This is a genomic window from Pseudomonas sp. p1(2021b) (assembly GCF_020151015.1).
GTDB lineage: Bacteria > Pseudomonadota > Gammaproteobacteria > Pseudomonadales > Pseudomonadaceae > Aquipseudomonas > Aquipseudomonas putida_K.
In genome coordinates, this window is sequence record NZ_CP083746.1 from 3,071,466 (window position 1) to 3,094,542 (window position 23,077).

General features: G+C 65.6%; 20 protein-coding genes. 16 read left to right on the forward strand and 4 right to left on the reverse strand.

The window, feature by feature from the left end:
- Position 1 precedes the first annotated feature (1 nt).
- Both K8374_RS14250 and K8374_RS14255 read left to right on the forward strand, forming a co-directional pair.
- A complete protein-coding gene (locus tag K8374_RS14250; RefSeq protein ID WP_224456095.1) occupies positions 2 to 811 on the forward strand; it encodes an ABC transporter permease in 810 nt (269 codons plus the stop codon).
- A 19-nt stretch (positions 812 to 830) separates the two neighbouring features.
- Complete coding sequence (locus K8374_RS14255) at positions 831 to 1,979, forward strand: ABC transporter ATP-binding protein (RefSeq protein WP_224456096.1); 1,149 nt, start codon at positions 831 to 833, stop codon at positions 1,977 to 1,979.
- 112 nt (positions 1,980 to 2,091) lie between these two features.
- Here the strand turns inward: K8374_RS14255 and K8374_RS14260 are convergent, their stop codons facing one another.
- Positions 2,092 to 3,003 carry a LysR family transcriptional regulator gene (locus tag K8374_RS14260; protein ID WP_224456097.1) on the reverse strand — a complete coding sequence of 304 codons (912 nt, stop codon included), beginning with the start codon at positions 3,001 to 3,003 and terminating at the stop codon, positions 2,092 to 2,094.
- A 99-nt stretch (positions 3,004 to 3,102) separates the two neighbouring features.
- Here K8374_RS14260 and K8374_RS14265 point away from each other — a divergent pair, with 99 nt between their 5' ends.
- The 10 genes from K8374_RS14265 to K8374_RS14310 all read left to right on the forward strand — a co-directional run bounded on the left by K8374_RS14265 (position 3,103) and on the right by K8374_RS14310 (position 16,555).
- Positions 3,103 to 4,194, forward strand: coding sequence for a tartrate dehydrogenase (locus tag K8374_RS14265; protein WP_224456098.1), 1,092 nt, complete (start codon positions 3,103 to 3,105; stop codon positions 4,192 to 4,194).
- A gap of 183 nt (positions 4,195 to 4,377) precedes the next feature.
- Positions 4,378 to 5,976, forward strand: a complete 1,599-nt coding sequence (locus K8374_RS14270; RefSeq protein ID WP_318010850.1) for a BCCT family transporter — start codon at positions 4,378 to 4,380, stop codon at positions 5,974 to 5,976.
- 200 nt (positions 5,977 to 6,176) lie between these two features.
- A complete protein-coding gene (locus K8374_RS14275; protein WP_224456100.1) occupies positions 6,177 to 7,295 on the forward strand; it encodes an aromatic ring-hydroxylating oxygenase subunit alpha in 1,119 nt (372 codons plus the stop codon).
- A gap of 48 nt (positions 7,296 to 7,343) precedes the next feature.
- On the forward strand, positions 7,344 to 8,792 hold the full coding sequence (locus tag K8374_RS14280; protein ID WP_224456101.1) for an NAD-dependent succinate-semialdehyde dehydrogenase: 1,449 nt from the start codon (positions 7,344 to 7,346) through the stop codon (positions 8,790 to 8,792).
- A gap of 62 nt (positions 8,793 to 8,854) precedes the next feature.
- Complete coding sequence (locus tag K8374_RS14285; protein ID WP_224456102.1) at positions 8,855 to 9,829, forward strand: PDR/VanB family oxidoreductase; 975 nt, start codon at positions 8,855 to 8,857, stop codon at positions 9,827 to 9,829.
- A 91-nt stretch (positions 9,830 to 9,920) separates the two neighbouring features.
- Complete coding sequence (locus K8374_RS14290) at positions 9,921 to 11,153, forward strand: M20/M25/M40 family metallo-hydrolase (RefSeq protein WP_224456103.1); 1,233 nt, start codon at positions 9,921 to 9,923, stop codon at positions 11,151 to 11,153.
- Between the two features lie 65 nt (positions 11,154 to 11,218).
- On the forward strand, positions 11,219 to 12,718 hold the full coding sequence (glcD, locus tag K8374_RS14295; protein WP_224456104.1) for a glycolate oxidase subunit GlcD: 1,500 nt from the start codon (positions 11,219 to 11,221) through the stop codon (positions 12,716 to 12,718).
- The gene (gene glcE / locus K8374_RS14300; protein WP_224456105.1) at positions 12,718 to 13,770 is read left to right on the forward strand and encodes a glycolate oxidase subunit GlcE; all 1,053 of its coding nucleotides are present in this window, start codon (positions 12,718 to 12,720) and stop codon (positions 13,768 to 13,770) included. Before glcD ends, glcE begins: the two co-directional genes overlap by 1 nt.
- An 8-nt stretch (positions 13,771 to 13,778) precedes the next feature.
- Complete coding sequence (glcF, locus tag K8374_RS14305) at positions 13,779 to 14,993, forward strand: glycolate oxidase subunit GlcF (RefSeq protein WP_224456106.1); 1,215 nt, start codon at positions 13,779 to 13,781, stop codon at positions 14,991 to 14,993.
- A 128-nt stretch (positions 14,994 to 15,121) separates the two neighbouring features.
- Positions 15,122 to 16,555 (forward strand): PLP-dependent aminotransferase family protein, encoded by a 1,434-nt coding sequence (locus tag K8374_RS14310; RefSeq protein WP_224456107.1) that lies wholly within the window; start codon positions 15,122 to 15,124, stop codon positions 16,553 to 16,555.
- On the opposite strand, the gene K8374_RS14315 is transcribed toward K8374_RS14310, so the two are convergent.
- Positions 16,548 to 17,744, reverse strand: a complete 1,197-nt coding sequence (locus tag K8374_RS14315; protein WP_224456108.1) for a CynX/NimT family MFS transporter — start codon at positions 17,742 to 17,744, stop codon at positions 16,548 to 16,550. The two genes, K8374_RS14310 and K8374_RS14315, sit on opposite strands and share 8 nt — an antisense overlap.
- On the reverse strand, positions 17,741 to 18,199 hold the full coding sequence (locus tag K8374_RS14320; protein ID WP_224456109.1) for a nucleoside deaminase: 459 nt from the start codon (positions 18,197 to 18,199) through the stop codon (positions 17,741 to 17,743). The genes K8374_RS14315 and K8374_RS14320 overlap by 4 nt, the downstream gene beginning before the upstream one ends.
- Positions 18,200 to 18,445: 246 nt before the next feature.
- On the opposite strand from K8374_RS14320, the gene K8374_RS14325 reads away from it, so the two are divergent.
- Positions 18,446 to 18,883, forward strand: a complete 438-nt coding sequence (locus tag K8374_RS14325; protein WP_084853580.1) for a carboxymuconolactone decarboxylase family protein — start codon at positions 18,446 to 18,448, stop codon at positions 18,881 to 18,883.
- 107 nt (positions 18,884 to 18,990) lie between these two features.
- Here the strand turns inward: K8374_RS14325 and K8374_RS14330 are convergent, their stop codons facing one another.
- On the reverse strand, positions 18,991 to 20,001 hold the full coding sequence (locus K8374_RS14330; RefSeq protein WP_084853582.1) for an AraC family transcriptional regulator: 1,011 nt from the start codon (positions 19,999 to 20,001) through the stop codon (positions 18,991 to 18,993).
- Between the two features lie 169 nt (positions 20,002 to 20,170).
- Here K8374_RS14330 and K8374_RS14335 point away from each other — a divergent pair, with 169 nt between their 5' ends.
- From K8374_RS14335 to K8374_RS14345, 3 genes are read left to right on the forward strand one after another with little or no spacing between them, the layout of a single operon-like run.
- Positions 20,171 to 21,355: an acetyl-CoA C-acyltransferase family protein gene (locus K8374_RS14335; RefSeq protein WP_224456110.1), complete on the forward strand. Its 1,185-nt coding sequence runs from the start codon at positions 20,171 to 20,173 to the stop codon at positions 21,353 to 21,355.
- Positions 21,356 to 21,366: 11 nt separating this feature from the next.
- Entirely contained in the window at positions 21,367 to 22,215 is an 849-nt protein-coding gene (locus K8374_RS14340) for a 3-hydroxybutyryl-CoA dehydrogenase (RefSeq protein WP_224456111.1), read from the forward strand.
- 13 nt (positions 22,216 to 22,228) lie between these two features.
- Positions 22,229 to 22,813, forward strand: coding sequence for a TetR/AcrR family transcriptional regulator (locus K8374_RS14345; protein WP_224456112.1), 585 nt, complete (start codon positions 22,229 to 22,231; stop codon positions 22,811 to 22,813).
- Positions 22,814 to 23,077 lie beyond the last annotated feature (264 nt).

Genomic DNA, 23,077 nt, shown 5'->3' on the forward strand with positions numbered 1-23,077 from the left:
CATGCTCCTGACTCCCAACGCCATGGGCCGACCGCTGCGCACCGGCCTGTACCTGACCACCGGGGTGATTGCGGCCTTCCTGCTGCTGCCGATCCTGTTCATCGTGCTGCTGTCGTTCGGCTCGTCCCAGTGGCTGGTATTCCCACCCCCGGGCTGGACCTTCAAATGGTACGAACAGTTCTTCTCCAACCCCGAGTGGATGGACGCCGCCCTGGCCAGCCTCAAGGTCGCCGTGCTCACCACCCTGTGCGCCGTGCTGCTGGGCCTGCCTACGGCCTTCGCCCTGGTGCGCGGGCGCTTCCCGGGCCGCGAGTTGCTCTATGGCCTGTTCACCCTGCCGATGATCGTGCCGCTGGTGATCATCGCCGTGGCGGTGTATGCCCTGTTCCTCGAGCTCGGCTATACCGGCACGCTGTTTTCCTTCGTGGTCAGCCACGTGATCGTCGCCCTGCCGTTCACCATCATCTCGATCATCAACTCGCTGAAGCTGTTCGACCAGTCGATCGAGGATGCCGCGGTGATCTGTGGCGCCTCGCGCTTGCAGGCAGTCTTCAAGGTGACCTTCCCGGCGATCCGCCCGGGAATGATCGCCGGCGGCCTGTTCGCCTTCCTGGTCTCCTGGGACGAGGTGGTGCTCAGCGTGATGATGGCCAGCCCCACCCTGCAGACCCTGCCCGTGAAGATGTGGACCACCTTGCGCCAGGACCTGACCCCGGTGATCGCCGTCGCCTCGACGTTGCTGATCGGCCTGTCGGTCCTGGTCATGGTCATCGCCGCCGCCTTGCGCCGGCGCAACGAAGTCAGCGCCTGAGCGCTCGGAGACAATAACAATGAGTGCAGTGATCAAAGATGCCGCGCCCGCCAAGACCCTGGTCAGCCTGCGCAACCTGAACAAGCACTACGGTGACTTCGCCGCCGTGGACAACATCAGCCTGGACGTCCAGGACGGCGAGTTCCTGACCTTCCTCGGCTCCAGCGGCTCGGGCAAGTCCACCACCTTGTCGATGCTGGCCGGCTTCGAGACACCCAGCAGCGGCGAGATCCTGGTCGACGGCCAGTCGCTGGTGAAGGTACCGCCGCACAAACGCGACATCGGCATGGTGTTCCAGCGCTACTCGCTGTTCCCGCACCTGTCGGTGCGCGACAACATCGCCTTCCCCCTGGCGATCCGCAAACACAATGCCGCCGAGACCGCCAAGCGGGTCGATGCCATGCTCAAGCTGGTGCAGCTCGAGCAGTTCGCCCATCGCCGCCCTGCGCAGCTTTCTGGTGGCCAGCAGCAGCGTGTGGCCATTGCCCGGGCGCTGGTGTACGAGCCACGCATCCTGCTGATGGACGAACCCCTCGGCGCCCTGGACAAGAAGCTGCGTGAAGACCTGCAGGACGAGCTGCGCCAGCTGCACCGGCGCCTGGGCATCACCATCGTCTACGTGACCCACGACCAGGAAGAAGCCATGCGCCTGTCCCAACGCATCGCGATCTTCAGCCACGGCAAGATCGTCGGCCTGGGCAGCGGCTTCGATCTGTACCAGAACCCACCGAATGCCTTCGTCGCCTCGTTCCTGGGCAATTCCAACTTCCTTCGGGTCAAGGCCACCAGTAACGGCGCGGCCAGCTTCGAGGGGCAGTCGTTGGCGATCCGCCTGACCGCCGGGCTGACGGTCGGCCAGGATGCGCTGATCATGGTGCGCCCGGAAAAGGCCCTGGCCCTGACGGCCGACCAGGCGACGCGCGAGGTATTGCCGGCGGGTTGGAACGAGGTCTCGGCCAAGGTGGCGGAGGTTCTGTTCCTCGGCGAAAGCCAGACCTGCCATGTGGTGACCGCAGGAGGCACGGAAATGACCGTAAAGGCCCTGTCGGCGGCGGGAATGGCGATGCAGCCTGGCGATAGCGTGAAGGTGCGTTGGGCGGTGGCCGATGCCTGCACCTACACCGAGTGGGCCGAAAGCGACCTGAGCAAGGCCGCCGGAGCGCATTGACCCAAACAAGGCAGCACTGGCCTTTCGCGGGTAAACCCGCTCCCCCAAGGATCTTCGACAACCCTGTGGGAGCGGGTTTACCCGCGAACAGGACAACGCCGAACGCCGGGACTCACCCAGGCAACCGATACCGTTCGGCAAAGTATTGCCGGAAGAACTCCACCGCCACCCGCACCTTGGCGGAGCCGGCCAGGGGCGCGGTGTACACCGCCCAGATATCCGCGGCCTGCTGGTAATCCTCCAGCACCTGCACCAAGCGCCCGTCGGCGATGCTGTCGTGCACGTCCCACCATGAACGCAGCAGGATGCCCCACCCATCCAGGCACCACTGGTGCGCCACCTCGCCATGGTTGCTCGACAACGCGCCGGTCACCCGCACGCTCTCTTCGCCATCGGGGCCCTCCAAGTGCCACACGCCGAAGGGGTGGTCACGTTCCTTGATCACCAGGCAATCATGGCTGGCCAGGTCCGCCAGGCTTTTCGGCGTACCGCGCCGTGCCAGATACCGAGGGGCCGCGCACAGCACCCGGCGATTGCGTGCCAGGGGCTTGGCGATCAGGTTCGGGGCGATGACGTTGCCGACCCGGATGTCCAGATCCACCCCTTCGGCGATCAGGTCCACCAGGCGGTCGTGCACATCCAGGCGGATGTCCAGCTTCGGGTAGCGCGCCGCCAACTCCGACAACGCTGGCGCCACGAAGCGCCGGCCCAGGCCCAGGCTGCTGGCGATACGCAGTTGCCCGGCAGGTTCGCGCTGGCCGGCATTGAGATCGTCGTCCATACGCTGCAGGGCTTCGAAGATCTGCTGCGCCCATTGGTACACCCGCTCGCCCTCCTCGCTCACCGTCACCCGTCGGGTGGTGCGGTGCAGCAGGCGTACGCCGAGGTTTTCCTCGAGCAGGCGGATGCGCTTGCTGACGAAGGCCGCAGACATCCCCCGCTCATCCGCCACCGCGGCGAAGCTGGCGCGGCGCGCCACCTGCAGAAAGATATCGAGGTCGTCCAGGTTCGGCAGATTATTCACGATTCGTGCACCAAGAATTGATGGATCGCCGGATTATCTCCGGAACGCGTCCTTATAGCATGGCCGGCATCCGTTACCCAGAACAGCGAGTGCGCCCCCATGAGCAAGACCTTCAAAATCGCCGCCATCCCCGGAGACGGCATCGGCAACGAAGTCCTCCCCGAAGGCATCCGCGTGGTCGAAGCGGCCGCGCGCAAGCACGGCCTGAACCTTGAGATCGAATACTTCGAGTGGGCCAGCTGCGACTACTACCTGGCCCACGGCAAGATGATGCCCGACGACTGGTTCGAGCAGCTCAAGGGCTTCGACGCCCTGTACTTCGGCGCCGTCGGCTGGCCGGACAAGGTGCCTGACCATATCTCCCTGTGGGGCTCGCTGCTCAAGTTCCGCCGCGACTTCGACCAGTACGTGAACATCCGCCCGGTGCGCCTGTTCCCTGGCGTACCCTGCCCGCTGGCAAACAAGGCCCCTGGCGACATCGACTTCGTGGTGATCCGCGAAAACACCGAGGGCGAGTACTCGTCCCTGGGCGGTCGCATGTTCGAGAACACCGAGAACGAGTTCGTGCTGCAGGAGTCGGTGTTCACCCGCCGCGGCGTCGACCGCATCCTCAAGTACGCCTTCGACGTGGCCCAGACCCGCGAACGCAAGCACGTGACCTCGGCGACCAAGTCCAACGGCATGGCCGTGAGCATGCCTTACTGGGACGAACGCACCGCCGCGATGGCCGCACACTACCCAGAGATCAGCTGGGACAAGCAGCACATCGACATCCTCTGCGCCCGCTTCGTGCTGCAACCGGAGCGCTTCGATGTGGTGGTCGCCTCCAACCTGTTCGGCGACATCCTCTCCGACCTGGGCCCAGCCTGCGCCGGCACCATCGGCATCGCGCCGTCGGCCAACCTCAACCCCGAGCGCAAGTTCCCGTCGCTGTTCGAACCGGTCCATGGTTCGGCACCGGACATCTACGGCAAGAACATCGCCAACCCGATCGCCATGATCTGGTCCGGCGCACTGATGCTCGAGTTCCTCGGCAAGGACGGCGACGACACCCGCTACCAGGCCGCCCACGACGACATCCTCAAGGCCATCGAGACAGTCATCGCCAACGGCGACACCACCCGCGACATGGGCGGCAGCCGTTCGACCCAGGAAGTAGGTCAGGCCATCGCCGAACTGCTGGGCGCTTAATCGATAAACCTGGGCCGACTGTCAGGATTGTCAGACAGTCGGCTTGCAGTTCGTGATAATTCGATGCACACTTCGTTAACCAAAAGATATGAGTTAACTTTCGGTTAACAGATGAGGAAAAAAGCTATACCTGACAAGGACTTCCCAAGCGCTTAGCATTCCAAACGCTCCAGGAGACAATTGATGTCCCACAAGAATAAAAAGATTGATGTATTCCTGATCACTGTGAGCCTGATCGCCGTACTGCTCACCGTCATCGGCCTTGCTGCCTTCCCCGTGCAATCGGAAAGCATGGCCAACCAGTTGTTCGAACTGTCCACCCGTACCTTCGGCACCAGCGTCCAGGTGCTGGTCTTCGGCAGCTCCCTGGCCGTGCTGTACCTGGCGTTCAGCAAGTACGGCAATATCCGCCTGGGCGCCGGCAAGCCCGAATATTCCACCGCGACCTGGGTGTTCATGTTCATCTGCGCCGGCATGGGCTCCTCGACCCTGTACTGGGGCGTCATGGAATGGGCCTACTACTACCAGACGCCCGGCCTGAACATCGCGCCGATGTCGGCCCAGGCGCTGGAATACAGCGTCAGCTACTCCTTCTTCCATTGGGGCATCAGCGCCTGGTCGATCTATGCCCTGGCATCCCTGGCCATGGCCTACCACTTCCATGTACGCAAGAAGAGCGGCCTGAACCTGGCCTCGATCATCGAGGCAGTCACCGGCTTCAAGGCCACCGGCCCCATCGGCCGCACCGTGGACCTGATCTTCCTGTTGACCATGATGGGCGCGCTGACCGTTTCCCTGGCCCTGACCGCCTCTACCCTGACCCGCGGCCTGTTGGACCTCGCCGGCACCCCCAACACCTTCACCGTGCAACTGATGGTGATCGGTGCGGTGGCGCTGCTGTTCTCGCTCAGCTCCTACATCGGCATCGACGGCGGCCTGCAACGCCTGTCGAAGATGGTCTGCGTGGGCGCCCTGCTGTTCGCCGTGGTGGTGCTGCTGGTCGGCCCGACCCAGTTCACCGTCAACAACACCGCCAATGCCATTGGCCTGATGATCCAGCAATACGTGCACATGAGCCTGTTCACCGACCCTGCCGGCGATGGTGCCTTCACCCGTAACTGGACCGTGTTCTACTGGCTGTGGTGGGTGTCCTATGCACCGGGCGTGGCCATGTTCGTCGCCCGGGTGTCGCGCGGCCGGCAGATCAAGGAAGTGGTGTTCGCCTTGCTGATGGGTGGCAGCTTCGGGTGCTGGTTCTTCTTCGGCGCCCTGGAAAGCTACAGCATGCACCAATTCATCAACGGCCAGATCGATGTACCGAAGTTGCTCAGCACCGTCGGTGGCGAAGCGGCGGTGACCGACCTGTTGCTGGCCTTGCCATGGGGCACGCTGTTCCTGGCGGTGTACCTATTCATCATGGCGGTGTTCTGCGCCTCGCACATGGACGCGGCGGCCTATGCCGTGGCGGCTACCAGCACCCGCAATCTGCGCGAAGGCGAGGACCCGAGCCCGACCCTGCGCCTGTTCTGGTGCATCGTGCTGACCCTGGTGCCGCTGGCCATGCTGTTCGCCAAGGCATCGTTGTCGACCATGAAGACCGCCGTGGTGCTCACCGCCATTCCCTTCATGTTGATCCTGCTGGTGAAGATCTACGGCTTCTTCAAGTGGCTGGCCGCCGACTACGGCCAGGTTCCGGCCTACCGGATCGAGGAAGAGGCCGCGCGCCTGGCTGGCGAGGAGCCGGACGAGCAAACACCACGCAGCGCGGCTGCCGTGCACTGAGTTGAAACTGCGCTGACCCTGTGGGAACGGGCTTGTCCCGCGATAGGGCCAGCGCAGGCAGGACGCCGCCGGGGACCGCTGCGCGGTCCTTTCGCGACACAAGGCCGCTCAAAAAAGCAGCCTGCAAGACCCAAATTTTTTTGCCCAATCTGTTAACCAACAGATACGCGTTAACCAATAAGTAAAACCGAGATAGAGTCATGAACGATTTCAAACGCCTGCCCGTCGATTTCTGCGCCAACCCTGAAGTAGCCTTCACCCTTCCGGCCAATTTCTACACCCAGGCCGCGGTGTTCGAGCACGAGAAGGAAGCGATCTTCGCCAAGAGCTGGATCTGCGTCGGTCACCGCAGCGAAGTCGCTGAAAAGAACGCCTACATTACCCGTGAGGTGATCGGTGAAAGCATCATCGTCGTGCGGGGTCGCGACGACGTGCTGCGCGCCTTCTACAACGTCTGCCCGCACCGTGGCCACCAACTGCTCGAAGGCAGCGGCAAGGCCAAGAACGTGATCACCTGCCCATACCACGCCTGGACCTTCAAGCTCGACGGCGAGCTGGCGCACGCCCGCAACTGCGAGAACGTCGCCAACTTCGACAAGGAGAACTCCACCCTGGTGCAGCTGCGCGTCGAAGAGTACGCAGGCTTCATCTTCATCAACATGGACATGGATGCCGGCAGCGTCGAAGACCAGCTGCCAGGCCTGCAGAAGCGCATGCGCGAAGCCTGCGCCGTGATCGACGACCTGCACCTGGCCGCGCGCTTCGTCAGCGACACCCCGGCCAACTGGAAGTCGATCGTCGACAACTACCTGGAGTGCTACCACTGCGCCCCGGCCCACCCAGGCTTCTCCGACTCGGTGGACGTCGGCCAGTACAACCACAGCCTGCATGGCAACTGGACCCTGCAGTACGGCCTGGCCAAGCCTTCGGAGCAGTCGTTCAAGTTCGACGAGTCGGTCAAGGACCCGTCCTTCGCCGGCTTCTGGGCTTGGCCGTGCACCATGTTCAACGTGCCGCCAGGAGCGAACTTCATGACCGTGATCTATGAATTCCCGGTCGATGCCGAAACCACCCTGCAACACTATGACATCTACTTCCTGAACAAGGACCTCACCGAAGAGCAGCTCAAGCTGATCGACTGGTACCGCGACGTCTTCCGCCCGGAAGACCTGCGCCTGGTGGAAAGCGTTCAGAAAGGCCTCAAGTCCCGCGGCTACCGCGGCCAGGGCCGGATCATGGTCGACCAGCAGCGCAGCGGTGTGAGCGAACACGGTATCGCCCACTTCCACAACCTGATCGCCGTCGCCCATCTGGACTGATGCACCCGGCCGCCGGCCCAACGGTCGGCGGCCTTCGGAGAGCCTTGCGTGAAACTTCAAGACAACAAGCTGTTCCGCCAGCAGGCCTATATCGCCGGGCGCTGGTGCGATGCCGACGGCCAGCAGACCCTGGCGGTCAACGACCCGGCCAGCGGCGAGCTGCTCGGCCATGTACCGCTGATGGGCGCCGCCGAAGCCGTGCGCGCCATCGAAGCGGCCGAGGCGGCCCTGGCCGACTGGCGTGGCCGTACGGCCAAGGAGCGGGCGAATATCCTGCGCCGTTGGTTCGAATTGCTGCTCGAGCACGAGCAGGACCTCGCCCTGCTGATGACCCGCGAACAGGGCAAGCCGTTGCATGAGGCCCTGGGCGAGATCCGCTACGCCGCCTCCTTCGTCGAGTGGTTCGCCGAAGAAGGCAAGCGCGTCTACGGCGATGTGATCCCAAGCCCTGCCAATGACAAACGCCTGCTGGTGATCAAGCAAGGCATCGGCGTGTGCACCGCGATCACCCCATGGAATTTCCCGGCGGCGATGATCACCCGCAAGGTCGCCCCGGCCCTGGCCGCTGGATGCACCATCGTGGTCAAGCCGGCCAACGAAACCCCGTTCAGTGCCCTGGCCCTGGTCGAGCTGGCCGAGCGCGCCGGCATTCCAGCCGGCGTGTTCAGCGTGGTCACCGGCGATGCCCCGGCCATCGGCGCGCAATTCACCGGCCACCCGAGAGTGCGCAAGCTCAGCTTCACCGGCTCCACCCCGGTGGGCCGCCTGCTCATGGGCCAATGCGCAGAAACCATCAAGAAGGTCAGCCTGGAGCTGGGCGGCAATGCGCCGTTCATCGTCTTCGATGACGCCGACATCGACGCTGCGGTCGACGGCGCGCTGATCGCCAAGTACCGCAACGCCGGGCAGACCTGCGTGTGCGTCAACCGTTTCTATGTGCACGACAGCGTCTACGAGCGTTTCGCCCAGCGCTTCGTCGAGCGCGTGCGCGCCCTGGCGGTCGGCCATGGCAATGCCGAAGGCACGCAGATCGGCCCGCTGATCAGCGACAAGGCCGTGGCCAAGGTGCGCAGCCTGATCGACGATGCCACCGGTCAAGGCGCCAGCGTGCTGCTCGGTGGCAAGGCCCACGCACTGGGCGGGCAGTTCTTCGAGCCGACCGTGCTGGCCGACATCGCCCCCGGCATGGAGCTGCTGCAGGAAGAGATCTTCGGCCCGGTGGCCGCGCTGGTGCGCTTCACCACCGACGATGAAGTGATCGCGCTGGCCAACGCCACCCAATATGGCCTGGCGGCGTACTTCTACAGCCGCGACCTGGCCCGGGTGTTCCGCGTGGCCGAGCGCCTGGAGTACGGCATGGTCGGCATCAACACCGGGCTGATCTCCAACGAGGTCGCACCCTTCGGTGGCGTCAAGCAATCGGGCCTGGGCCGCGAAGGCTCCAAGTACGGCATCGAGGACTATCTGGAAATCAAGTACCTGTGCCTCGCCGTCTGAGCGGGCCACTATCCGTGCCACGCGGCAGGGCCTGCCGCGTGTGCTGTAAGTCGAGGTGAACCATGGCCAAGCAATACGAAATGTTCAAGGTGCGAGTCACCGACGTGGAACAGGCCACGCCGCTGATCAAGCGCTTCACCCTGGCCCGCGAAGACGGCGCCGCCCTGCCCGCCTTCACCGGCGGCAGCCACGTCATCGTGCAGATGCAGTCGGCCTGCGGCAACCAGTTCAGCAACGCCTATTCGCTGATGAGCGACCCGCGCGACCTCTCCCGCTACCAGATCGGCGTGCGCCTGGAAGAGCAGTCCAAGGGCGGCTCGGCGTTCATGCACAACCAAGTCGAGGTGGGCAGCGAACTGACGATCTCCACCCCCAACAACCTGTTCGCCCTCGACCCGTCGGCTGGCCGCCATGTGCTGATCGCCGGCGGCATCGGCATCACCCCGTTCCTGGCGCAGTTGCATGAACTCGAAGGCAGCGATACCCCCTACGAACTGCACTACGCCTTCCGCGCGCCGGAACATGGCGCCTTCCAGGCTGACCTGGAAAACGGCCCCCATGCGCCAAGCACCCGTTTCTACATCGACAGCCTGGACCGCAAGCTGGACCTGGGCGGCCTGTGCGCGGGCCTGGTCGGTGATGCGCACCTGTACGTGTGCGGGCCCAAGCCACTGATCGATGCGGTGATCGCCACTGCGGCCGCCGCAGGCATCCACGAATCGCGCGTACACTGGGAACAGTTCGCCGCTGCAGCACCTGCCGCCGGTGCCGCGTTCACCGTGGTACTGGCCAAGTCCGGCACGGAACTCCAGGTCGAGGAAGGCATGACCATCCTTCAGGCCATCGAGAAGTCCAAGGCTGCCAAGGTCGAATGCCTGTGCCGCGAAGGCGTGTGCGGCACCTGCGAGACGGCCATTCTCGAAGGCGAGGCCGAGCATTTCGACCAGTATCTGAGCGATGAGGAAAAAGCCTCGCAGCAAACCATGATGCTGTGCGTGTCCCGCGCCCGCAGCGCCCGCCTGGTGCTCGACCTGTAACACCGACTGCGCCGGTGCCTGCCTGCGGGCCGGCACCGCGCGCAGTGGTCTAGGCTGTACCTCTTGACCACAAGGAAAGAGGCCCAAGCCCATGTTTTTGTCACGCCCGCCCTATGCCATGGCCCTGGCGCTGTGCATCGCCTGCTCCCCGGCGCTCGCCGCCGAATCCTCCCCCCAGGACCTGCTCACGCAGGCCCAGGCCGAGCAACCGGCCTACCTCGCCACTCTCAAGACCCTGGTGTCGGTCGATACCGGTACCGGTACGCAAGCTGGCCTGGCCCAGCTCGGCGCCGAACTGGCCAAGCGCCTGAAGGCCCTGGGTGCCCAGGTGCACACCAGCCCGGCCAAGCCGTCGGTGGGCGACAACATCGTCGGGACGTTCAAGGGCAACGGCAGCAAGGATTTTCTGCTGATGGTGCACTACGACACGGTGTTCGGCCCGGGCACCGTGGCCAAGCGGCCGTTCCGGGTGGAAGGCGAGCGCGCCTATGGCCCGGGCGTCGCCGATGCCAAGGGCGGCGTGGCGATGATCCTGCATGCGCTCAAGCTGCTGCAAGACCAGCAGTTCAAGGGCTATCGCACCCTCACCGTGCTGTTCAACCCGGACGAGGAAATGGGCTCGGCAGGCTCGAAACAGCTCATCGCACAGCTCGCCCGCGAGCATGACTATGTCTTTTCCTACGAGCCGCCAGACAAAGACGCGGTGACCGTCGCCACCAACGGCATCAACCGCCTCAAGCTCGAAGTGAAAGGGCGCTCCTCGCATGCCGGCTCCGCCCCCGAGCAAGGCCGCAACGCCTTGACCGAACTGGCCCACCAGCTCCTCCAGCTCAAGGACCTGGGCGATGCCAGCAAAGGCACCACAGTGAATTGGACCCTGGCCAAGGCTGGCGAGAAAGCCAACATCATCCCGGCCCTGGCGAGCGCGGAGGCGGACATGCGCTATTCGGACCTCAGCGAAACCGAGCGCGTGGCGGCCGATGCCAAGCGTATCGCGCAAAACCACCTGGTCGAGGACACCCAGGCCACCGTGACCCTGGAAAAAGGCCGCCCGCCCCTGGCCCGCAACGAAGGCTCCCGCCAGTTGGCCGAAACGGCCCGGGAGCTGTATGGCCAGATCGACCACACCCTCGAGCCCATCGCCATGCGCTTCGGCACCGACGCCGGCTATGCCTATGTGCCCGGCAGCGCCAAGCCGGCGGTGCTGGAGACCATGGGCGTGGTCGGTGCCGGGTTACACGCCGAGGACGAATACATCGAGCTCGCCAGCATCGCTCCACGGCTGTACCTGACGGTGGCGATGATCCGGCGCCTGGCGCAGTGAGGGGTACGGTCGCAACCGACGATAGGGCCATACAGCCATGACAAGAACAATTCGGCGAACGACACATGAACATCCTCTACGATGACCGCCTCGATGGCCTGTTGCCCACGGTCGACAAGGCCCAATTGCTGGCCGAACTGCACAGCACCCTACCGGACCTTCAGGTCCTCCACCGCACCGAAGACCTCAAGCCCTACGAGTGCGACGGCCTCTCGGCCTACCGCACCGTCCCGCTGCTGGTGGTACTGCCCGAGCGCATCGAACAGGTCCAGGCCCTGCTGCGCCTGTGCCACCGGCGCGGCGTCCCCGTGGTGGCGCGCGGCGCCGGCACGGGGCTGTCCGGCGGCGCCCTGCCTTTGGCGCAAGGCATCCTGCTGGTGATGGCGCGCTTCAATCGCATCCTCGAAGTCAACCCGCAAGGCCGCTACGCCAGGGTCCAGCCCGGTGTGCGCAACCTGGCCATTTCCCAGGCCGCAGCCCCACATGGCCTGTACTACGCGCCAGACCCCTCGTCGCAGATCGCCTGCTCGATCGGCGGCAACGTCGCGGAAAATGCCGGTGGCGTGCATTGCTTGAAATACGGCCTGACCGTCCACAACCTGCTCAAGATCGATATCCTCACCCTCGAAGGCGAACACCTGACCCTGGGCAGCGACGCCCTGGACAGCCCCGGCTTCGACCTGCTGGCCCTGTTCACCGGTTCCGAGGGCATGCTCGGCATCGTCATCGAAGTCACCGTCAAGCTGTTGCCCAAACCCCAGGTGGCGCGGGTACTGCTGGCCAGCTTCGACAAGGTCGAGGACGCCGGCCGTGCAGTGGCCGGCATCCTCGACGCCGGTATCGTCCCCGGAGGCCTGGAAATGATGGACAACCTGGCGATCCGCGCCGCCGAGGACTTCATCCACGCAGGCTACCCGGTGGAAGCCGCGGCCATTCTGTTATGCGAACTGGACGGCGTCGAAGCCGACGTGCAGGACGATTGCCAACGGGTCGATGCCGTGCTGCGCCAGGCCGGTGCCCGTGACGTGCGCCTGGCCTGCGACGAGGCCGAACGCGCACGCTTCTGGGCCGGGCGCAAGAATGCCTTCCCTGCAGTAGGGCGTATCTCGCCCGACTACTACTGCATGGACGGCACCATCCCCCGCCGAGAACTGCCCAGGGTACTCGAGGGCATCGCCGCGTTGTCCGAGGCCCATGGCCTGCGGGTGGCCAACGTGTTCCATGCCGGCGACGGCAACATGCACCCATTGATCCTGTTCGATGCCAACCTGCCCGGCGAGCTGGAGCGCGCCGAAGCACTCGGTGGCAAGATCCTGGAGCTGTGCGTGGCGGTGGGCGGCAGCATCACCGGCGAGCACGGTGTCGGACGCGAGAAGATCAACCAGATGTGCGTGCAGTTCAATGACGACGAGATCACCCTGTTCCATGCGGTGAAGGCGGCATTCGACCCCAACGGCTTGCTCAACCCGGGCAAGAACATACCCACCCTGCACCGCTGCGCCGAATTCGGTGCGATGCACGTGCATCACGGGCAACTGCCCTTCCCCGACCTGGAGCGCTTCTGATGGACCAGGATCGTGACCTGAGCGAAAGCCTGCTGGAGCAGGTCAACCAGGCCCTGGCGATGGACACTCCGTTGCGCATCCAGGGGAGCAACAGCAAGGCCATGCTCGGCCGCCCGGTCGCCGGGGAGATACTCGACACCCGCGGGCACCGCGGCATCGTCCATTACGACCCTACCGAACTGGTGATCAGCGCCCGCGCCGGCACGCCATTGCGTCAGATCGAAGCAGCGCTGCACGAAGCTGGGCAGATGCTGCCGTGCGAGCCCCCTCACCTGGGCCCCGAGGCTACCCTGGGCGGGATGGTCGCGGCAGGCTTGTCAGGCCCACGTCGGCCCTGGGCCGGTTCGGTACGGGACTATGTGCTGGGCACCCGGGTGATCACCGGCCATGGCAAGCTGCTGCGCTTTGGTGGCGAGGTGATGAAGAACGTCGCTGGCTATGATGTGTCCCGGCTGCTAGCGGGCAGTTTCGGTTGCCTGGGCCTGCTGACCGAGGTGTCGTTGAAAGTGCTGCCGCGCCCCCGTCAGTGCCTGAGCCTGCGCCTGCAGATGACGGTACGCCAGGCCCTGGCCGAGTTGGCCGAATGGGGCCAGCAGCCGCTACCGATCAGTGCCGCCTGCCACGACGGCCAGGCACTCTATCTGCGCCTGGAGGGCGGTGAAGGGTCGGTGCTGTCGGCAAGCCAGCGCTTGGGGGGCGAGACGGTTGCGAGCCAGTTCTGGACAGACCTGCGCGAGCAGCGGCTGCCATTCTTCGACGACCCCGCCCCGTTGTGGCGGTTATCGCTGCCGACCATTACCGGCGAACTCGACCTGCCTGGCCGGCAGTTGATCGATTGGGGCGGCGCGCAGCGCTGGTTGAAATCTTCAGCCCCTGCGACGTCGATCCGCAAGCAGGTCGCCAAGGTGGGCGGCCATGCCACTGCCTACGCACCCGGCGACGACAGCATGTCACCCTTGCCCCAGGCATTGATGCGCTACCACCGCGCCCTCAAGCGCCAACTCGACCCCCAGGGGATCTTCAACCCAGGGCGCCTGTACCCGGACCTGTGAGGCGAAACATGCAAACCAACCTGAGCGATGCCGCCAAGCGCCTGGCCCGTGCCGACGAAGCCGAGCGCATCCTGCGCAGTTGCGTGCACTGTGGCTTCTGCACCGCGACCTGCCCCACCTACCAATTGCTGGGCGACGAGCTGGACGGGCCACGCGGGCGCATCTACCTGATCAAACAAGTGCTCGAAGGCACGCCGGCCAGCGCCAGCACGCAGGTGCACCTGGACCGCTGCCTGAGCTGTCGCAACTGCGAAACCACCTGCCCTTCGGGCGTGAGGTACCACGACCTGCTGGACATCGGCCGCCCCGTGGTCGAGCAACAGGTACCGCGCCCCTTGGGCGAACGCCTGCTGCGCCAGGGCCTGCGCGCCGTGGTACCGCGTCCTGCGCTGTTCGCAGCGCTCGTTCGCGCCGGGCAGGCCCTGCGGCCTTTGCTGCCGGCAACGGTCGAGGCAAAGCTGCCAAGCCAGGTGGCCCACCCCGGTGAACGACCGGCACCACGCCATGCCCGCCGCGTATTGCTGCTCGAAGGCTGCGTGCAGCCGACCTTGTCACCCAACACCAATGCCGCCGCGGCACGCCTGTTGGACCGCCTCGGCATCAGTGTCGAGCCGGCCCGGGACGCCGGTTGCTGCGGTGCCGTGGATTATCACCTCAATGCCCAGGCACAAGGGCTGGCACGTGCCCGCCGCAACATCGACGCCTGGTGGCCGGCGATCGAAGCCGGTGCCGAGGCGATCGTGCAGACGGCCAGCGGCTGCGGGGCGTTCGTGCGCGAATACGGCCACTTGCTGGAAAACGACCCACGCTACGCCGCCAAGGCGGCCCGGGTCAGTGCCCTGGCCCGGGACCTGGTGGAAGTGATACAGGCCGAGCCGGTCGAGCGCCTGGGCGTGTGCGCCGAACAGCGCCTCGCCTTCCATTGCCCCTGCACACTCCAGCATGCCCTGAAGCTTGGCGGCGCGGTGGAGCAGTTGCTGACCCGCCTGGGCTTCACCCTGACGCCGGTTTCCGACGGCCACCTGTGTTGCGGCTCGGCAGGGACCTATTCACTGACCCAGCCCATCCTGGCGCGCCAACTGCGGGACGAGCGCCTCACAGCCTTGGAAAGCGGCCACCCCGAGGTCATCGCCACCGCCAACATCGGCTGCCAGGCACACCTGGGCAGCGCCGGACGCACACCGGTGCGCCATTGGATCGAAATCGTCGAGGCTGCCCTTTGAGCGACCGTCCAGCCCTGCCGTGTCACCGTGAGTCACATTCCGTTGGGGACTGAACGGGAGCGGGCCGGCCTCTTGCACCCAGGCCCGAAAAACCCGAAGCTTCGATCATCCTGCACTCCGGACGCCCCATGGAACTGCACATCCGCCTGCAAGGCCGCAAAGGCCTGGCCGACCAGCTCTATCAACAGTTACGGGCTGGCATCGACAGCGGCCACCTGGCCGCCGGTACCCAGTTGCCCCCCACCCGCCTGCTCGCCGAACAGCTGGGCGTGTCACGCAAGACCGTGGCCGAAGCCTATTCGCGCCTGACCTACGACAACCTGCTCAGCGGCGTGGTCGGCCGCGGTACCTTCATCACCCCGCGCAAGCCGTTGCAGGCCAGCGACGCCCAGCCCATCCCCCTGGCTGCCGCCGCTACGCTGCAACGCTGGCAGCAACGCGCCACGGTGCTGGCCGGGCAGGCCCAGGAGGCGCCCTCGCGTCATGACTTCGTCGGCGGCGCCTCGAGCAAGGCGCAGTTCCCCTTCGACCAGTGGCGTAGCTGCCTGCAATACGCCCTGCGGCGCAGCCAACGTCACCCCCAGCGGCACTTCCTCGCCCAGGGCCTGCCGGAACTGCGCGAAGCCATCGCCCACCACATCGCCTTCGCCCGGGGCGTGCACTGCAGTGCAGCGGATGTACTGGTGTGCAACGGCGCCCAACAGGCCCTGGACCTGATCGCCCGGGTGTTGATCGAACCAGGCTGCCAGGTGACCATGGAAGACCCCGGCTACCCCCCGGCGCGCCAGCTGTTCCTGGCCCTGGGCGCGCGCGTGCAAGCGGTGCCGGTGGACGATGAAGGCATGTGCGTGGAACAGATCGCCGATGGCACGCGGCTGATCTACGTGACGCCCTCGCACCAGTTCCCTTTGGGCATGCCCATGAGCGAGCGCCGTCGCACCGCCTTGCTGGCCCGCGCGGCCGAGCTTGGGGCCCTGATCATCGAAGACGACTACGACTGCGAATTCCGCTACCAGGGGCCTGCCAGCGATGCCCTGCAACGGCTCGACCGACACGGCCTGGTGGCGTATGTCGGAACCTTCTCCAAGACCTTGCTAGCGGAGCTGCGCCTGGGCTATGCCGTGCTGCCGCCAAGCGTGCTGCGGGCGGCCTGTGCAGCCAAGCACCTGACCGATTGGCACAGCCCGCCGCTGCAGCAATGGGCATTGGCGCGTTTCATCAGCGAGGGGCACCTGAACAAGCACATCCGCCGCTGCCATGAGGTGTACAGCGCCCGTCGCGAACGGATCCTGGCACGCCTGGGCGGCGACCTGGCGCCCTGGCTGACCGCAGTGCCGGCCAACGCTGGCTTTCACCTCAGTGCGCTGGCAAAGCCCGGGGTAGACGTGGAGCTGCTGGTAACCCTGGCGCGCAAGGTCGAAGTGGGCCTCTACTCGCTGGCCCCGTTCTTCAGCGAAGCCCCGGTGCGCCCAGGGCTGCTGTTCGGCTTCGGGGCCATCGAGCTGCTGGACATCGACCCGGCACTGGACCGGGTCCGCGACACCTTGCAGGGCCTCAGCTGACCGTCGCCTGCGCCGCTTGCCCTGGGCGGGCAATGGCGCTGGCATAGCCCCGTGGGACGAAGCGCACGGTCACCAGCAGCATCGCTACCACGGTGATGGCCAGCAATGTCCAGGAGGCCTGGAAGTCCCCGGTCACATCGCGCAGCCAACCGGTGATGTACGGCACGATACCGGTGATGATGAAACCGATGCCCTGGACGAACGCTGCCAGGCTGCCCGCTTGCGCGGGGTCCTTCTTCAGGTGCTCGAGGGTCAAGGTCAGGCTCAGGCTGAAACACGCTCCCAGGCCAAGGCCGATCATCGCCACCCAGACGCCCATGGCCAGGGTCGGGGCCAGCAGCAGGCCGAGGAAGCCCAGCAGTTGGATGGACAATGCCAGCCAAAGACCCGGTCGACGGTCCGCCAGGCTACGCAGCAACAGCGGCAGGCCCAAGGCACCGGTGACCTGGAAGATGGTCATCAGGCCCACCAGCTCACCCCCACCCTGGGCCGTGCCGCCGTGCTCGATGTGGTAGGCTGGCAACCAAGCCACCATGCTGGTGTAGCCGCCGTTGATCAGGCCGAAGTAGCTGGCCAGCAGCCAGGCCCGACGGTTGCCGAACCAATGCCCACCACCGCCGCCGGCCAGCTTCGGCGTGCTGTGCCGTGGCCTGAGCACCAGCCAGGCCAGCACCGCCAGCACAGCGGGCAGTGCCCAGACGCCCAGGCCGACCTGCCAGCGCCCGCTGGCCTCGCTGATCGAAGGCCCGAGCACCGCGGCTAGGCCGCCTCCACTCATCAAGGCCGCCGAATACAAGCCCATGGTGGTCGCCAAGCGCGTGGGGAACCAACGGTTGACCAGGCCCGGCATCATGCCCTGGACGACAGCCACCCCCAGCCCGGCCAACACCGCACTGGCGATCAACGCCCAGGCGCTGTCGAGCTGCAGGCGCCACAGGCACGCCAGGGCGATCGCCGCCAGCCCCATGAGCATGCCGCCATGCTCGCTCAGCCAGCGGCGCAACCAAGGTTGCAGCAAGGGGATCAGGCCCATGCACAGCACCGGCAGCGCCGTCAGCAGGGCGGCCTGCTGGTAGCCAAGGCCGGTACTGGCGCGCATGGGTTCCAGCAGCGGGCCGATACTGGTGAGGATCGGCCGCAGGTTCAGTGCCAACAGCAGCACCAACAACAGGTTCAGTGCGCCTCTCATGCCTGGTGCGCCTGCTTCCATTGAAGGTACAGGTCGGCCTCGCCGGCAGGCTTGAGCGGCTTCAGGGGCAGGCTCTGCTGCTGGGGCGGGCGGGCCATCTGTGCGTATACGGCCGCCGTCGACAGGCCATAGGGCTCGCCTTCGTCGTTGTCATAGGCGAACCAGGCCCGTTCGATGCCGCACAGGTGCATGGCGGCCAGGCACATCGGGCACGGATGGCCGCTGGCATAGATCTCGGCGCCATCCAGGCGTGCCTGGCCCAAGGCCTGGGCGGCTTTGCGGATCGCCTGCATTTCGGCGTGGGTGGTCGGGTCCTGGGTGCTGTGGATCTCGTTGACGGCACGTGCCAGCACCTTGCCTTGGTACACCAGCACGGCACCGAACGGGCGCCCGCCGGCCTGGATGTTGGCGCGAGCCAGGTCGAGGGCTTCGCGCATGAAACGTTCATCGGACATCGTTGGAATCTCTGAAAGCAGGACCCGGTCATTATCCCGCCTTGGCCAGGCGCGCCAAAATGAAGAGATTGGATGCAGGTCAGTGGCCGCCTGAATGGATCGATTGGTCCCCTGGCAAAACCAAAGATTGGCTATCGGGCGATCCATGGCCATGGCACTAAGGTATGTCCCTGTGGCAGCGGGCTCGTCCCGCGATCGGTTGTACCGCGGCCGAGAACACTATCCATCCTCACACCGGAGTCCACCATGCACGACCGTATCGAATGGGCCAAGCACGCCCCGCAAGCCTACAAAGCCATGATCGGCCTGGAGCAGGCCCTGGCCAACAGCGGCCTGGAAAACTCGCTGCTCGAACTGATCCGCCTGCGCGCCTCGCAGATCAACGGCTGCGCCTATTGCGTCAACATGCACGCCAACGATGCCCGCAAGGCTGGGGAAACCGAAGCCCGCCTGCAGACCCTCTGCGCCTGGCGCGAAACCCAGTACTTCACCCCACGCGAACGCGCGGCCCTGGCCTGGGTGGAAAGCCTCACCCGCCTGCCCGAGCGGGGCGCGCCACAGGCCGAGTACGAAGCCCTGCAAGCGCACTTCGAACCGGCAGAAGTGGCCAACCTGACCCTGGCCATCGCCACCATCAATGCCTGGAACCGCTTCGGCGTGGGCTTTGCCATGGTGCCGGCCTGACGGACCGAGCGGGCTCAATCGCGGGACAAACCCGCTACCATTGAATGCGGCGCTACTCGGTAGAAGCGACCTTGCGCCGCGCAGGGCCGCCTAGCGGCCCCAACCCATTAGCGCCCGGCCAACCGCGCCCGATAGCTGCCCGGGCTGTACCCAGTCCATTTCTTGAACGCACGGTGAAACGCGCTGGGCTCCTGGAAACCGGCCTGCTCGGCGATCTCGGCGATGCTCAATACCCCTTCGCGCAATCGCTCGAAGGCCATGGCCCGGCGCACCTCGTCCTTGATCTGCTGGTACGAGCGCCCTTCCCGCTCCAGCTGACGGCGGAACGTACTGGCACTGATGCCCTGCTGCTCGGCCATGGCCTGCAGGGTCGGCCACTGGCCGTAGCGCCGCGCACGCAGGTGGCGATAGACCACCGCCGCCAGGCCGTTCTGGTTGCGAAAGCGGATCACCAGCCCCTGGGGTGCGCTGCGCAGGAAAGTCTTCAGGGCGGCCAGGTCCTGCACCACTGGCAGGCGCAGGTAGGCGCTGTCGAACTCCACCTCGGTACGCCCGCTGCCCAGGCGCAGGTCAGGGCCCCATAGCAGGCTGTCGTCCTCCTGCGCCGGGCGGGCCACCGCGAGTTCGGTACGGTCGATGGCGATGCGCCGCCCGGCGAGCCAGCAGAGCAGGCCGACCACCAGCACCAGGAAGGTTTCCTCGGCGTATACCCGGGTCAGCGGGTCGGCGATGGTCGACTGCACGCTGATCACCACCCGGCCACCTCGCACCGAGAACGCGCCACGCAGGTCACGCATGAACAAGGCAAAATTGCCCAGGCACTGGCGCAGGGCCTTTTCCAGGGTGGGCTCCTGGATCAGGCCACGGCAGATCAGCGCGAAGCTGCCGATGGGCATCCCGTGGCTGTCCAGATGGAAGAACTCGTCGTCCAGCACATGGATCAGTTCCAGCCACAGCTGAGCGAAGGCCTTGGCCGGCACCCGTGCCTGGGGCTGCGCGAGCACTGCCGGATCGATGCCCACCGCGCGCAGGTAGGCATCGCGCTCGTCGGGGCGCTCGCGCAGGCTGTGCAGCATGGCGTTGAGGAAGTACACCGCGACCGAATCGCTATCGCGCATGGCTGGTTTTCACTGTCTATGCTGGGTGGCAAAAAATGCCAGGTTTACTGAACAGATCCGGCATAGGCCGGGCCCAGGCGTTTGCCTAGACTCGACCCATTCCGGGAACGCCGGCCATTCTCGCAGAGCCTGTGCCGGTCCCGCCATGCCTTTGCAATCGGAGCCTTCCATGAGCAACGCAGAGATCTACGTCGTAAGCGCAGTCCGTTCGGCCATCGGTGGTTTCGGTGGGTCACTCAAGGACCTGCCGCTGGCAGACCTGGCCAGCGCCATCAGCCGCGCCGCCATCGAGCGTTCGGGGGTGGCCGCCACCGACATCGGCCATGTGGTCATGGGGACCGTCATCCCCACCGAGCCCCGCGATGCCTACCTCAGCCGCGTCGCCTCGATGAATGCCGGCGTGCCCAAGGAAACCCCGGCCTTCAACGTCAACCGCCTGTGCGGCTCGGGCCTGCAGGCCATCGTCTCGGCCGCGCAGACCCTGCTGCTGGGCGATACCGACGTGGCCCTGGCCGCCGGCGCCGAGTCCATGAGCCGTGGCCCCTACCTGCTGCCGCAAGCGCGCTGGGGCGCACGCATGGGCGACCTGCAAGGCATCGACTATACCGTGGGCGTGTTGCAGGACCCCTTCGAACACTTCCACATGGGCATCACCGCCGAAAACGTCGCGGCCAAGCACGGCATCACCCGGGAAATGCAGGATGAGCTGGCCCTGACCAGCCAACGCCGCGCCGCCCGCGCCATTGCCGAAGGCCGTTTCACCAGCCAGATCGTCCCTATCGAGCTGAAAACCCGCAAAGGCAGCGTGCAGTTCAGCACCGACGAGCACGTGCGCGCCGAAGTGACCGCCGAGCAACTGGCCGGTATGAAGCCGGTGTTCAAGAAGGACGGCAGCGTCACCGCCGGCAATGCCAGCGGTATCAACGATGGTGCAGCCGGCTTGGTCCTGGCCACCGGTGAAGCCGTGCGTCGCCTGGGCCTCAAGCCCCTGGCGCGCCTGGTGGCCTACGCCCATGCCGGCGTCGAGCCGGAGCTGATGGGCCTGGGCCCGATCCCGGCTACGCGCAAGGTGCTGGAAAAAGCCGGCCTGGCCATCCACGACCTGGATGTGATCGAGTCCAACGAAGCCTTCGCCGCCCAGGCCTGCGCCGTGGCCCGTGCACTGGACTTCGACCCGGAGAAGGTCAACCCGAACGGTTCGGGCATCTCCCTCGGTCACCCGGTCGGCGCCACTGGTGCGATCATCGCCACCAAGGCCATCCATGAACTGCACCGCACCCAGGGCCGCTATGCCCTGGCCACCATGTGCATCGGCGGTGGTCAAGGCATCGCTGTGGTCTTCGAGCGCGTTTGAGGAGTCTGGACGTGAGCATTCAACAGATTGCCGTGATCGGCGCCGGCACCATGGGCAACGGCATCGCCCAAGTCTGCGCCGTGGCGGGCTACCAGGTGCTGCTGATCGATGTGTCCGAGGCGGCGCTGGAGCGCGGCGTGGCGACCCTGGGCAAGAACCTGGAACGCCAGGTCAACAAAGGTACACTGGAAGCCGACCAGGCCCAGGCGGCCAGGACGCGCATCCGCACCAGCACCGACTATGCCGAGCTGGCCAGCGCGCAGCTGGTGATCGAGGCAGCCACCGAGAACCTCGAACTCAAGCAACGCATCCTCAAGCAAGTCGCCGCCCAGGTACCCGATGATTGCCTGATCGCCACCAATACCTCGTCGCTGTCGGTCACTGCCCTTGCCGCCAGCATCGAGCACCCGGAGCGCTTCATCGGTGTGCACTTCTTCAACCCGGTGCCGATGATGGCCCTGGTGGAGATCATCCGCGGCCTGCAGACCAGCGACAGCACCTATGCCCAGGCGCTGGTGGTGACCGAGAAACTGGGCAAGACGCCGATCACCGCCGGTAACCGACCAGGCTTCGTGGTCAACCGCATCCTGGTGCCGATGATCAACGAGGCGATCTTCGTGCGCCAGGAAGGCCTGGCCAGTGCCGAGGACATCGACACCGGCATGCGCCTGGGCTGCAACCAGCCGATCGGCCCGCTGGCCCTGGCCGACCTGATCGGCCTGGATACCTTGCTGGCGATCATGGAGGCCTTCCACGAGGGTTTCAACGACAGCAAGTACCGCCCTGCCCCGCTGCTCAAGGAAATGGTCGCTGCCGGCTACCTGGGCCGCAAGAGCGGTCGCGGTTTCTTCATCTACTGATCGGGAGTGCACCATGCCAGTCACCGCCGCCCTACGCTGTGCGAACTTCGAAGAGCGCCGCGACAAGGCCATGGCGCTCTTTGCCGAAAAAGGCTTTGGCCAGGTGAGCATGCGCGAGCTGGCGGCGCATGTGGGCCTGACCCCAGGTTCGCTGTATCACCATTTCCCCAGCAAACAGGACCTGTTGTACGACTTGATCGAGGAGCTCTATGAAGAGCTGCAAGCGACCCTCGATCAAGGCCGGCGTGCCCTCGCGCGCGGCCAGGCGGTGCTGCCTTGTTTGATTGCCGCACATTGGCAGTTGCACGAGGAGCGCCCCCTGCAGTTCCGCCTGGCCGAGCGGGATTTCTGCTGCCTGAGCGAGGACCAGCAAGCCCGTCTGGCCAGTGCACGGGCACGCTACGAGAAAGGCCTGCTGCACCTGATCGCGCCACACGCCCGGCTGCAGGGCCAAGCCTTGGCGGCCACCGGGCATGTGCTGGCCACACTGCTCAACCAGCTGCCCGGGCTGCTGCGCGGGCGTGGGCTGGACAGCGACCAAGGGCTGGCCTTGATGCAGAGCCTGTTGCTCGGCGCGCTGGAACGTACGCTGGGCTAGACCGGCTGGACCGGTGTCGGGAGCTGCCACTGCAGCGTCAATCGACGTATTGCCGCCTTGGTCAACGCCGGCCACTTGAGCTGCCATTGGTTCGCCTGTGCCTGAAGCGCATCAAATGCCTGCCGGGCCCCACCACGGTTGGACAATGTTGCTCACCACCTCTGCGAAACGTATTTGACTGGGGTGGCCCGGCTGCTCCAGGTCCTTGTACCCCGATAAATGAAGCGGTGAGGCTAGAGAGGACGGTCCAGGCGCACGCGTTGA

Bases quoted from the DNA above. Each gene is read 5' to 3' on its own strand.
- K8374_RS14250 (WP_224456095.1), top strand. From the start codon at position 2: ATGCTCCTGACTCCCAACGCCATGGGCCGACCGCTGCGCACCGGCCTG.
- K8374_RS14255 (WP_224456096.1), top strand. From the start codon at position 831: ATGAGTGCAGTGATCAAAGATGCCGCGCCCGCCAAGACCCTGGTCAGC.
- K8374_RS14265 (WP_224456098.1), top strand. From the start codon at position 3,103: ATGAGCAAGACCTTCAAAATCGCCGCCATCCCCGGAGACGGCATCGGC.
- K8374_RS14270 (WP_318010850.1), top strand. From the start codon at position 4,378: ATGTCCCACAAGAATAAAAAGATTGATGTATTCCTGATCACTGTGAGC.
- K8374_RS14275 (WP_224456100.1), top strand. From the start codon at position 6,177: ATGAACGATTTCAAACGCCTGCCCGTCGATTTCTGCGCCAACCCTGAA.
- K8374_RS14285 (WP_224456102.1), top strand. From the start codon at position 8,855: ATGGCCAAGCAATACGAAATGTTCAAGGTGCGAGTCACCGACGTGGAA.
- K8374_RS14290 (WP_224456103.1), top strand. From the start codon at position 9,921: ATGTTTTTGTCACGCCCGCCCTATGCCATGGCCCTGGCGCTGTGCATC.
- glcD (WP_224456104.1), top strand. From the start codon at position 11,219: ATGAACATCCTCTACGATGACCGCCTCGATGGCCTGTTGCCCACGGTC.
- glcE (WP_224456105.1), top strand. From the start codon at position 12,718: ATGGACCAGGATCGTGACCTGAGCGAAAGCCTGCTGGAGCAGGTCAAC.
- glcF (WP_224456106.1), top strand. From the start codon at position 13,779: ATGCAAACCAACCTGAGCGATGCCGCCAAGCGCCTGGCCCGTGCCGAC.
- K8374_RS14310 (WP_224456107.1), top strand. From the start codon at position 15,122: ATGGAACTGCACATCCGCCTGCAAGGCCGCAAAGGCCTGGCCGACCAG.
- K8374_RS14315 (WP_224456108.1), bottom strand. From the start codon at position 17,744: ATGAGAGGCGCACTGAACCTGTTGTTGGTGCTGCTGTTGGCACTGAAC.
- K8374_RS14320 (WP_224456109.1), bottom strand. From the start codon at position 18,199: ATGTCCGATGAACGTTTCATGCGCGAAGCCCTCGACCTGGCTCGCGCC.
- K8374_RS14325 (WP_084853580.1), top strand. From the start codon at position 18,446: ATGCACGACCGTATCGAATGGGCCAAGCACGCCCCGCAAGCCTACAAA.
- K8374_RS14330 (WP_084853582.1), bottom strand. From the start codon at position 20,001: ATGCGCGATAGCGATTCGGTCGCGGTGTACTTCCTCAACGCCATGCTG.
- K8374_RS14335 (WP_224456110.1), top strand. From the start codon at position 20,171: ATGAGCAACGCAGAGATCTACGTCGTAAGCGCAGTCCGTTCGGCCATC.
- K8374_RS14345 (WP_224456112.1), top strand. From the start codon at position 22,229: ATGCCAGTCACCGCCGCCCTACGCTGTGCGAACTTCGAAGAGCGCCGC.